This is a genomic window from Mesorhizobium sp. M1428, assembly GCF_040317515.1.
GTDB lineage: Bacteria > Pseudomonadota > Alphaproteobacteria > Rhizobiales > Rhizobiaceae > Mesorhizobium.
On the sequence record NZ_JAMYKT010000019.1, the window covers coordinates 59156 to 70832 of the forward strand.

An 11677-nucleotide genomic window follows, 5' to 3' on the forward strand; every position below is an offset into this window, starting at 1 on the left:
TTCGGGCGGTACTTGGACGGTCGCCAGACGCCATAGGGGGCCTCACCTTGCACTAGTTGTTTCATAAGTCAGGCGCTTGCCGACGACACCATCAAGGATGCGACCGGCCCGCGCTTCATCGTTCACGCCAAGGGCTACGCGCGAATTATGGCGGAAGTCAAATTCAGCAAGATAGCGGTGAAGGTGCTTCTCAGCGCAATGCTGATAGGTGCCGCGCATACCGCGCTTGAAGATGCTGAAATAGCTTTCGATGGTGTTGGTGTGGACGCCGCCACGAACGTATTCGCCAGCCGAATGCTTGACAGTCATATGGTCGAGGAAGGTCGCGCCGACAACCGGATAGAGGCGGCTTTCGTCGGTGAACAACATGCTTTCAACGGTGATGTTTTCGGTGACTAGGACCGCAACGTTTTCCTTGGTTGCGGAAGCGACATGGAAGGTGCGAACCGAGCCGTTGCGCTCGATAAGACCAAGCACGGCGCGCTTGTTCGACGGGCCACTACGGCCTTTCTTGATGAAGGCTTGGCCGCTGGTGCGGGTGGTGCGCTTCTCAGCCCGCGAACCGAAGTAGGTTTCATCGACCTCGACAATCTGACCATTGCCGCCAAGCGGGCCAAGCTTGCCGTCGCGCATGGCCTCACGGATGCGATGCGAGATGAACCAAGCGGTTTTCAGGGTCACGCCAAGGGTGCGATGAAGCTGGTTGCTCGAAATGCCCTTCTTTGACGACGCGATAAGAAAGATCGCTTGTAGCCAATGGTTCAGCTTCACGTGGCTGGCTTCAAAGATGGTGCCGATCTTGACGGTAAAGGGCTTGCGGCACTGGTAGCACTTGTAGGTGCCAATCCGGGTGCTCTTGCCTTCCATCTTGGAAATGCGCTCCACGCCGCCGCAATGCGGGCAAACGGGACCGTTCGGCCAAATCCTGGCTTCCACAAACTTGTAGGCTGCGGCTTCATCGTGAAAGTGGCGGTCGGACAGGACGGACATTGGGGTAACTCCTTATGGAATCAACCTATTCCGTTTGTTTGGGTACGTCAAGTATAATATGCTGAATATGTTCCTATTTTGACGGCGTGTTGGGCGGGTGCTTATAGCCAAGGAGATACGCATGGGCAGACGAAAAGGCCGGTATGACAGACTGTTTGCTCGGGACGCTGAGGAGATCATAAGGGAGGCACTAGGCCTCCGCGACGCGGTGCTTTCTGCGCAACGCAACCTGAAAGCAAGCGGCCCCTTGTTTTGGCAACTTTGTGGGCTGGTCGACAAATTGCACGAGGTGCTGGCCATTGTCGCGGAGAAGGAGCCTGACTACCGCATGCCGAACCTTGGTCTTCTACCACTCCCGGAGGAATATTCCACGCGGAAGTGACCACAGCGGGCCGATGGACAGCTTGGGGCGCGCCAAGCCAACATGCTGCTCATCGTCGAGTGTGGCTGGTCTTAAGCGCTATCTTGCGATCATTCGCGTTAAGTCGCGATGCCCCGGCGGCACCTCCAGCTCGCCATATTGGTGATCTGTTAGACGGTAGAGTGCGCAGGTTGCCGAGCCAGCGAAGCCTGACTCAAGGCAGCAGGACGCGAGCGTCTGGGCCAGCCCAGACGCTCGCGGCTGTTGCTGCTACTCGTAGCTGCTTACCGCAAGTCCAGCTGCAACAGGCCGCTATAGTCCTCTGTCGTCAGGAAGAAGCCCTCGTCAATCGCCTTGGCTTTGAAAGCTGGATCGTCGCCGAGGTCGCGGAATTCCGGCTTCAATGTACCTGACGCGTTGAAGTAGCGGTCTCGAAAGGCGGCCCGTTCAAGGCCGGCATAGTCTACACCCTTGCCTGTGACCGTGCAGGATTTCAGTTCGGTTTGGTCGGCGGCCTCCGCCGGAAATGACGTCCTCGCAAAGTCCATCGGCCCGATGTCGGGCGCGATGCTCCTGGGATTTGAGGTGATGCATCGGACGGTCTTATCCGCGCCGGCGACAGACAGGTCGAAATAGGGCGGATTCAATCCCTTCGCCGCCAGGTAGGCGAAGCTGCGGATGCGGTTAACCGCCTTCAACGCCTCCACGTCTATTGTTTCGAGCATGTCATTGCCGATTTTCACCCCGCCGGCGGCGCCGAGCGTAGCCATCTGTTGCTGCAGCCAAGCCGGATCGCGCTGGATCCATGTCAGGAAATCGAGCGGCACGGCCTGCGGTTCCTTGAGTTGCTTGCTCATGGATTGCGCCGCTGCCGTTGCCGCAAACATGAGCACGGAACCGGCGAGGATCGACGTAAGCTTCGGGAGTCGCATGTCAAAGTCTCCTCCTTGGTCGCTGTCTCGGTCACCAATGGACGCGCGGCTTGATGCCGAGCATATCGCGCAACTGGTTCTCCGTTATGTCGTCGGGTCGGCGTGTGCCGCCGACACCGATGGTACGTGCTTCCTCGTTGCGGAAAGCATATGACTTGCCATCGAGACCTACGTAGGGCGCATCCTTGAACCCCGAATGCTGGCCGGCCATGCGGTGCGTGGCGTGGATTTGCTCGTGACCGAGCACGATGCCAGGATCCGCCGGATTGGACGCAGTCGTGCCCGAGGACTTGTCGAACTCGACAGACGTGCGTGTGCGCGACGCAGCCGGGTCATAGCCGATGATCACGTCGCCCTTTGTCGATTCCGGGTTCACCAACGGATCCTTGTTGCGGGCCGCGGTGACGCCCGGCTCGTTCTGGATCGTCGTGGTTTGTGGGTCGGCGATGACCCGGCGCATCAACTCGCGGCCGCTGTCGAAGGAGTTGGATCCGACAAAGAAGTTCTTCACGTCCAGCCAGGCGCCATGCAGCCAATTTTGCGATACCTCGCCACTCTTACTGTCGACCCGTGCGGTCGGATCAATTCGCTGGATGTCCTCTTCGACCTGCCGTCGGTAGGCCGCGTCGCCGGCAACGATCTCCTTCAGGCCGGTCGGGTCGAGGAAGGCCATCGGATTGTTGTTGGCGTAGGCGAAGAGATTGCAGGACGTCGAATTGCCGGTACACTTCTCCGGATCGCCGACGTAAAGCGGATCGGGCGAAATGAACCGCCCCAATGCCGGATCGTAGTAGCGGGCGCCATAGTAGTAGAGCCCGGTATCGTCATCGAGATATTTGCCGGTGAAACGATGGTGGGTCTTCTCACGCGGCAGCTCCGCGGCGACATCCGTCAGGTGTTGGGCCCAGGCAGGGGCCAGCGTCTCCGGCCCATGTTCGGTGCCGTACGCCCGGTAGAGCATCTGCTCGACGGGAACGCCGTCGGAGGAGATGACATAGTCGCTGCTCTCGAGATGATCCTTTAGATAGTAGAACCATTTGCCGGTGCCGTGTTCCAGACGAACGAGCTTGCTGGAGGCGATGTTGACATAGCTCTCCTCGCCTTTCGGACCGATCTCGAACGTGTCGACCGGGTAGAGGTAAAGCTGCTCCGGACCCGATCCGTCGGTCGGGATGACCTTCTTGTAGAGGCGACGCCCCGTCTGATCGTAGCCGTAGAGCACTTCATTGGTCGCAGTCTGAGCGCGGATCAAGCGTCCGTTGATGTCGAACACCGTTCCGGTCAAGGTCGGCGATTTCGCAAGTTGGGCGAATCCGTCGAAGGAGTAGGGCTTCGATGCGCTGCCGGCCGGGATGAGGCCGGTCACGGCGCCGGCGGACGGCGCTATCCGCGCGCCGGGCTCGAGCTCGTCGTTGCGGGCAAACGTTCCCGCCGCCGAATAGCCGAATTCGGCCTGCTGGCCGTAACGAGCGATCCGCACGAGTTCGTTCTTGAAATTGTAGTGGAACGTTCCCGACCGGTCGACATGTCCGTCGCTGCCCGCGCCTTGCGCCAACGCGTCGACGATCTGGGTGATCGAGCCGTTGGCGTTGAAGGTCATGCTCAAATCCTGCAGCGGTTTGCCGCCGGCTTGCGTAACGATGTGGGTGAGGAACAGGGTGGCTGGATCGTAGGTCATCCGGGTGAATGCGCCCAGACGATAATCGACCCGCTCGATCTGTGATTCGGGATTGTAGGTGATATTCTCGATGATCTTCTCCGGTCCTGAAAAATCGGGATGCGTGACTGTCACCGACCGCAGGTTCTTGTCGGGCCCCAGCGCGAATTTCGACGCCAAGCCGCGCGGACCTTCGGACGAATCTATGCGGCCATCCAGCGTGTGGTGGAAATGATCGGCGTATTTCGCGCCGTCGATCTCCACCTCATGGGTAACCATCCGGCCGTTCGCATTGTAGGCGTAGCGCTGGACGGCGTCGAATGCCCCGTTGGGATCGTGAATGATCACCTCGGTCGTCTTGTCGAGGGGCAGCGCTATCGGCGTTTCGAACCCGGCCGCGGAGGCGACTTGAACGGCGCGGTCATAGCGGTATTCGAGGTGAACCACGCCATCGTTCACCTCGGTTAGCTTGCGGTTGAGGAAGTCGTAGGTGAAGGTCTGGACCGACGTTTCGCCATTGCTGCCGACCCGCGCGATCACCGATTGGCGACCGCGCGCGTCGTAGAAGGCGTAGCGGTCGCCCATTCCCGGGATCGACTGGAATTCGATGTCGCCGACGGAGTTGTAGATCAGCCGCCGCGGCGTCGTCTCGCCCGGCAGCCAGATTTCGCTCAGGTAGCCGAAGGAATCGCGCACGAAGCGGGAGATATGCATCGTGCCGCCGCCATTGCTGGCGATGGATGCTGTCACGCCGTTCTCGTTCTTCAGCGAATATTCACTGCTTTGAACGGTGCCGTCGAACTGGTCGTTGTAGGTCGTGATCGTCAGCGTGCCCCACGGTTGGAAGGTCATGGCGGACACCTTGCCCGACGGATGGGTTTCGCGGACCATCCGGCCAGCTGGGTCATAGGTGTAGGCATTGCCGATTTCGTGATCGGGGCGCGGAACATCGCCAAGATCGAACACCTTCTGCAGGTTGAGATTGTCAACGCCGCCGAAGCTTTTCACCACAAAAGGCGTCCAGCGGAAGATCTGCTTTGCATTGCGGTTGTAGAGTGAGAAGTTATTGACCCGCACTCCACCCTCAGCGACGTTCTCCAGATCGGCGACCTTTTCGCTGCGCGCGTCATAGGCGGCGAGGTCCGCGATGAACTCGCTCTCGCCTTCCGGTGTCTCGGCAGCGCTCGCATAGCGGCGGCGCGCCGTAAGGATTAGCGACGGCAGCCCATGCTCGCCGATCTTGTAAGTGTAGAAGCGTTCGGCGCCGTCCGTGGCGGTTTCCCGGGTTTTGCGGCCGAGGGCGTCGTAGCTGTTCGTCACGACCATGCCCAAGGGCGTTGTCGTCGTCGCTATGGTGCCCTGGCGCGGCCCGTCATAGGTCATTTTCGTCATCTGATCGAGCTCGGCCGCACCGCCCGACGCCTTGGTGTAGCTGAGCGTCAAGGTACCGGTTGGGTCGTAGATCGCCGACTCGGTGATGCCGAGTTCGTCGGCGATCGAAATACTGTTACCGAAGACATCGTAACCCATAGTCTTCACCAGCTTTCGGCTGGCGTTGCGGAACTGTTCGAGCGCGGGCGGCAGGGCGCCAAGTCCCGACAGTACTTCCAGCGTTCGCGACCCCATCCGACCGCCGGAATTTGGCAGATAGGTGAAACTCTCGCGGCTGAGCAGCCGGGTTCCGGCCAGAATACGCTGCTCGGACGCCGCGTTGACGATGCCGAGCGCCGCCAGATCGGCGCGCGACTGTGTGTAGTCGGTCTGGGTTGTACGATTGAAGCCAGGAACCGTCAGGCGCTCCGGTCCCGGAATGTCGCGCACCCCGACCGTCTCCGACGTAGGCATGTTGAATTCGTCAAAACCGGCATAGGTCTGGGTCTTGACCGGATCCTTGCATTCGGGATCGGCCGCATCCTGCTGTTCGGCCTCGCCGGCGGAGTCGGTCAGCGTCTCCTTGACCTTCCTGAGATAGGACGAACCGTCGCCACGCGGAAATGCCTCCCACACCGACGATTCGCATTTCAGCATCATGCCGGTCGTCGGCAGCTTCTGGCTGCGTGTAGCGGTCGACAGCGAGTGCAGCGCTGCCGCTGACGGATCGAGCGTCTCGGTTGTCTCAGCGCTCGCGACGAGCGTCGCCTCCGGCTTTACTTCGTATGTCTTGCGGATCTTCAGTTTGCCGGCGAGGTTCAGGTCGGCCGCCCTTTCTGCGAAGGTGTAATACTGTTCGCGATCGAGGCTGGAACGCTGCGTGACGCGCTGGCCGGCCGCGTTCTCGTCGCCGTAAGCGACCTTCTCGACCTCCGAGAAGCCGATGAAGCGGCGATTGATCACGTCATAAAAGGGATTGTGGTAGAAATATTCGTCCGTCTGCACCTGGGCGCGAACCTGGCCTGGTATGCCCTGCGACGTGACGAGCTGCTTGGCGACGACAACGGGGAAATGCAGGTTGCGCGTCGGCTGGCCGTTGGCGCGGTCGCGCAGCATCTCGTCGATCGAGGTCGCGTAGCGAATGTCGTGCCGGCGGCCGGAATCGAAGTCGACGACCGTCAGCAGGTTCGCCTTGACGAGTTGCATAGTCGCGGTGCGGTTGAAGTCGATGACGACGACGGGCTTTACCTCGTCGCCGGACGGCTTCTGGAATACGATGATCTCGGTCTGGCCGTCGCCGTCGATGTCGGCGACGCGCGAGGCGAAGGTTTGCGTCGACGTCCCGAGTTGAACGCGCAGATTGAGCGCGATGCTGAGCGGATCCTTCAGATAGGTCCCATCGCCGAAGCCGAGCCAGATGCGCATCTGGTCGGTGCGCTCGCCCATCGACGCGAAATCGATGATGCCGTCGCCATTGGCGTCGATGTACCACATCGTGGCGAGGCTATCGCCGGACTGCATGCCCCCGATCTTTGAGAAGGTGCCGTGACCGCAGAGCGGATCGTTGATCGCGGCATCGCCGAACAGCAGCGCATTCGGGTCAGTCGAGAAGATGTTGCCCTCGTTCTCGTAGAGGCAGAAGCCCTGGTCGGCTGGACGGATGACGACGAGATCGGGCAGCCGGTCGCCGTTGATGTCGACCATCCGCACATTGTTGCGGCCGAGTATCTGGCCGTCCTGACTGTTGAATGGGAACGCCTTGGTCAGCGCGCCGAAATTGACGCTGTAACCGCCATCGGCCTGGCGCCGTGTGAGATTGAGGAATATCCGCCATTCGGTGCGCCCATCAGCGTTGAGGCGCGTCGTGACGATATCGGACTGGCTGTCCATATTGACGTCGGCGAAGCGGCCGTTGCCGCCCGCGAATGTCGTCGGCGAGACGCCGGGCAGCGGGATCGACCGGCCGAGATAGGGGAAGGTCCCGTCGGCCCTGCCGTCATAGACGTGCATCAACCCATCTTCGATTTCGACGATATCGACGAAGCTGTCACCAAGGATGTCGGCAAAAGCGAAGCGGTTGTCAGTGAGCCGGGGCGCGATCTGGCGCATCAGTCCAGCCTCGGTCGGACGCGACAGGACGAGCTGGGTCGTGTCGCCGAAGGCGCTGTTCAGGTCGCCGCTGCCAAGATGCACGGTCGCGCCATCATCCTTGCTTTGCACGATGTCGACCAGCGCATCCATATTGAGGTCGGCCAACTCGAAATTCTGCGGAGGGATGTCGCCAGCGAACGCCATCTTCGGGGCTTCGAATACGACGGAGCGCGACGCCAGCTCGGCGCTCGTCCACGACGAATAGCCGAAGTGGATATCCGGGAACTTCAGCGTCGATTGCGCCAGCGCCTCGCCGCCGGTATCGCCATATCGGTAGAGCACGCGCAGCTGGTCGAGCACGTTGACCGACTGCGTGTCGATGAGCGGTGTCAGGTCGGCCTGGGCCTTCGCGAGGCAGTCCGGATGCGCCCGGACGACGAATTTGGAGGTGTCATTCGTGTCACGGCCGACATATCCCATGCACCATTGGGCGTAGACGGTGTCCTTGAACTTGGCCGTCATCTTGCCGTAGAGCCGGGCGTTCTCCTGTTTGCTGCCATTGGTGTGGCTGACGAGCGTGGATTGCGTTTCGATCAGGTCGAACTGATAGCTGCTCTGGCCGCCGGCGAAGCTGGCCTTTGTGAGATAGCTGCGTCCACCGAAACGCTGGTATTCATAGCGGACGGCTTCGCGGTTGGCGTTGAGCTGCAGAACCAGCGGCCATTTCGTGACGTAGGGCGCGGCTACGTCGAAATTGCCCTCCGCCACGGAGCGATCGCCGCTGAAGATCAGCCGCGTTCCGTCGGCGTTTGTCACCTCGAAGCCTGAGGAGATGGTATCGGTGTGCAGCCCACCCGTCAGGTCGAGCGAAACGACGTCGAACGTGCCAGTGTGGTAGAGGATCTTAACGAAATCCTCGGCGTATTCCGGCTTGTACTCCCAGACGCCGTTCTGGTTTCCGACGAAGACGAGCCGCGCGCCCATGTACGATAGGCGGGAGAAGAAGTCGCCGCCGGGTTTGGTGCCGGGCAAGGCCGTGCCGAGATCGTCATTGACGGCGATCGCCTGGGTGTTGAACTGCCAGCCGATGCCGAGGCCGTTGCCGCTGTCACCCGCGAACTGGCTGTAGGTGAGACTCATTTGCGGCCCGAACTGGCCGCGCGTCGGCAGGTTGGGTAGCGGCAAAGTGAAGTTCGCCGATCCGGTGTTGTTGTTCAGCGTGAAGCTGCCTTCCTCCTGCATGACGGTGCCGCCGGCCGCAGGTAACTGGACGATCGACGTCGCCGATTTGTCTTCGGCGTGTGCCGGGGAACCGAGCACTGCGGCGCTGGCGGTCAGGGCTGCGAGGATGGCAAAGGTCTTTGCGAACATGGGGCTACCTCTTCGGATGCAGGCATTACTGATGAATGTGCGGGCTCACGATGATGAGTTGTAAGCAGTTCGGCCGTGGACAGATGACCGAGGGCTGGACGGCAATCGCGTCTTGCAGGTGAATGTTTCCATCGAAGATGCGCAACGGCTCGCGCTTGCAGGCTTCGCTGACTTGCTGGAGGAGCGGCTGCGGGAACGAGCAGATCGGATTGTTACCGAGATAGGATTTTCCGATCACCGGATGGACGTGAGAGAAGTTTTCAATCCGGTTGCCCCTCAGATCGACGACCGACAGCGCCGGAAGCGAGCCGAGCGGCAGCGCATCGAAGACCCGATTGTTGCGCAGATCGACATCCGTCAACGCCTGCATGTTCGATAGATTGCCGACATTGCTGATCTGGTTGTCATTCAGGTAGATGTATTTGAGGCCGCTCGAGCCGAAGCGCGGAATCGCCGACAGCCGATTGGTGGCGAGGTTCAGTTTCTGAAGCTCCGTAAGCGATGCGATCGGCGAGGCGTCGGTGATCAGGTTGTCGAACAGGTTGAGTTCGCCCAGCGCCCGGAAATAGACCACAGGATTGACGGCGATAATCGACTTCTTGTTCAGCGACAGGCTGGTCAGTGACTGCGCCCAGTTCTGCGCTGCGTTGCAATCGGTGCTGTCGACATGCTCGGCCTGCATGCGGCTGTCGAGTGCCGCCATGAAACCGCGCGCGTCGCCGAGCGCGATCGAATCGAAGCGGTAGACGGTGCAGTATTCAGCGAAACTGGCGTACTGTAGCGGTAGGTTGCGCATGCCGGCATCGTCGAGCAACGGCAGGTCCGCCAACGGCGTTACTGATTGCACGTGCGTGTTCGAGAAATAGAGCTTGGTCAGCTTGTTGAGTACCCCGATGCCGATCAGGTTCGACACTGGATTGCCGTCGACGTTCAGTTGTTCGAGGCGGCGCAGTTGCAATATTCCCTGGATGGAGGTGATCTGGTTGTTGCGAATCCAAAGCTTTGTCAGTCCCGGTATCGCCGACAGCAGCGAGACATCGGACAGCTGGTTGTCGGACAGGTCGATGGAGGTCAGATTGCCCATCACCGGGAACAGCGAGACGCTGGTCAACCCACGGTTCTTCGCGTCGGCGAACTGGCGTGAGCTGAGATCGTCATAGGCTTTGCCGCAGACAGTCTTGCCTGAGATGGACAGCAGCGCGTTTACTTCGGCGGCTTGCGCGGGCGTCAGAAAGTCGGTCTGGTTGCGCATCAGGCATGCCGACAGGAAATCGGTCGCCTGTACAGGATTGTCGGAAAGATCGAGATTGATCAAGCCCGACAGCGCCGCCAGCGGTCGGACATTGGCGATCGAATTCTTCGACAGGTTGAGTATGCCGAGATTGGTCAAGCCGGCGAGCGGCGCGACGTCGGTGATGTTATTGCTCGAGAGGTTGAGCGAGGTGAGTTGCGGCAATGTGGCGAGCGGACGCAGGTCGCTGACGATCTTGGACGACAGGTCGAGCGCCGTGGTCGCCAGCAGCTTGTTGCCGACCGCCGAACATGTTCCGCCGCCCTCCAATTCGACCATGGCGCGAATGGTCTGCCCAAGCGGGGTCGCGGCGTCGCGGTGCAGCACGCATAGGTCAACGAAGCTCTGCCCGCCGTCCGCTACGATTGGATTGCCGCTGAGATTGATGGCTAGCGTCGAGGGAAAGCTTCCGAGATTGGCGAAGGTCTCGATCTTGTTGTTGGCAAGGTTGAGGCTGGTCAGGCCGCCGAGCGCGCTGAGCGGTTCGAGCATGTCGCCTGCAAGGCCATTGTTGCCGATGGACAGTGTCGAGAGCGCCTGCAGGAATTGCAGCGGCTCAAGGTTGCCGATCTTGTTGTTGTCGAGTGTAAGGTTCGTGAGTAACGCCAGCGCTGACAGTGCGCGGATGTCGGTGATGTCGTTGTCGGAGAGGTCGGCTCGCGTCAGCGCGGTCAGTGGCGTCAGCGCGTTGATGTTGCTGATGTGATTGCCGGAAATGTCGAGGAAGGTCAGCGCCTTGAGCTTGGTTAGCGGCCCGAGGTCGGCGATCGAGTTCTCGGCAATCGACAGGCTGGCGAGGTTCGTCAGTACCGCAATCGGATCGAGCGACTGCACGCCCTTGCCGTTCAGATTTAGCGTCGTGATTGATTCCAGGAAGGTCTGTGCAGCGTCGCAGGCGGCGGGATTGCCAAGCGCCGATACCCCACCGGGCGTTGAATCGAGCACCGCCATTACGGTCGCCGTTTCTGCCGGCGTGCGGTCGCCCTTGACGCACCAGTTGGCGAAGGTCGTTGGCTTGTTGACCGGCGGCGCGCCGGAGAGGCATGCGATGGTGTGGATCTTGCCGGCGAAGAACGGCGTCGGGTCAGCGTTCAGAGCCTGGTCGAGGTTGAGCTTCAAGTCGGTGACCAGCAGCGAGCAGCCAGGAATGTAGAGCCGGTCAGAAAACGTCGTCGCGCCGAAGTCGGAGGGGAATTGCAGGTAATAGACGAGGCCGCTGCCATTATCGTGCGCGAACACCTTGATCGGATATGTCTCACCCGATGGGCACAGCAGCGGGTTGGCGGCGGGATCAGCCGCGACGATCGCGCTGTCGACGGCAGTTAGCACCTCCGAGGGAACCGTCGCGAAGCCAAGTCCACGGATCACTGCTTCTTCGTCCGCTTGGTCCTTGCAGCGGATACGGTAGCCGCGCCCGTCCGAGATAAGCAGCGGATAGTGCAACCGGTTTGCCTCCAGGGCCGGATCCTCGAACAACACAACCTTCGGTTCGTCCGCGCGGGCCGGGCCGGCGGCGGCGGTCACGAGCAGGACCGGGAGGAGAAGGAGCAGCGATCGGGCGATGCGGTTCATCTGGTTTCTCCTTTCGAGGCTCAGATGCGGATCAAGCGAGC

5 protein-coding genes are annotated in these 11677 nt (G+C 60.7%); 1 reads left to right on the plus strand and 4 read right to left on the minus strand.

Features of this window, described 5'->3' with window-relative positions; translation table 11 throughout:
- Positions 1-42 precede the first annotated feature (42 nt).
- Positions 43-990: an IS1595 family transposase gene (locus tag NKG60_RS23690; RefSeq protein ID WP_352975718.1), complete on the minus strand. Its 948-nt coding sequence runs from the start codon at positions 988-990 to the stop codon at positions 43-45.
- Positions 991-1111: 121 nt separating this feature from the next.
- Between NKG60_RS23690 and NKG60_RS23695 the strand changes: the two genes are divergently transcribed.
- Positions 1112-1372 carry a hypothetical protein gene (locus tag NKG60_RS23695; RefSeq protein WP_352493293.1) on the plus strand — a complete coding sequence of 87 codons (261 nt, stop codon included), beginning with the start codon at positions 1112-1114 and terminating at the stop codon, positions 1370-1372.
- Between the two features lie 263 nt (positions 1373-1635).
- Here the strand turns inward: NKG60_RS23695 and NKG60_RS23700 are convergent, their stop codons facing one another.
- The 3 genes from NKG60_RS23700 to NKG60_RS23710 are packed head-to-tail and all read right to left on the minus strand — an operon-like array spanning position 1636 to position 11636.
- Positions 1636-2283, minus strand: a complete 648-nt coding sequence (locus NKG60_RS23700) for a hypothetical protein (RefSeq protein ID WP_352975720.1) — start codon at positions 2281-2283, stop codon at positions 1636-1638.
- 31 nt (positions 2284-2314) lie between these two features.
- Positions 2315-8773 carry an RHS repeat-associated core domain-containing protein gene (locus NKG60_RS23705; RefSeq protein ID WP_352975723.1) on the minus strand — a complete coding sequence of 2153 codons (6459 nt, stop codon included), beginning with the start codon at positions 8771-8773 and terminating at the stop codon, positions 2315-2317.
- Positions 8774-8798: 25 nt separating this feature from the next.
- The gene (locus NKG60_RS23710) at positions 8799-11636 is read right to left on the minus strand and encodes a leucine-rich repeat domain-containing protein (protein ID WP_352668129.1); all 2838 of its coding nucleotides are present in this window, start codon (positions 11634-11636) and stop codon (positions 8799-8801) included.
- Between the last annotated feature and the right edge of the window lie 41 nt (positions 11637-11677).

Bases quoted from the DNA above. Each gene is read 5' to 3' on its own strand.
- NKG60_RS23690 (WP_352975718.1), bottom strand. From the start codon at position 990: ATGTCCGTCCTGTCCGACCGCCACTTTCACGATGAAGCCGCAGCCTAC.
- NKG60_RS23695 (WP_352493293.1), top strand. From the start codon at position 1,112: ATGGGCAGACGAAAAGGCCGGTATGACAGACTGTTTGCTCGGGACGCT.
- NKG60_RS23700 (WP_352975720.1), bottom strand. From the start codon at position 2,283: ATGCGACTCCCGAAGCTTACGTCGATCCTCGCCGGTTCCGTGCTCATG.
- NKG60_RS23705 (WP_352975723.1), bottom strand. From the start codon at position 8,773: ATGTTCGCAAAGACCTTTGCCATCCTCGCAGCCCTGACCGCCAGCGCC.
- NKG60_RS23710 (WP_352668129.1), bottom strand. From the start codon at position 11,636: ATGAACCGCATCGCCCGATCGCTGCTCCTTCTCCTCCCGGTCCTGCTC.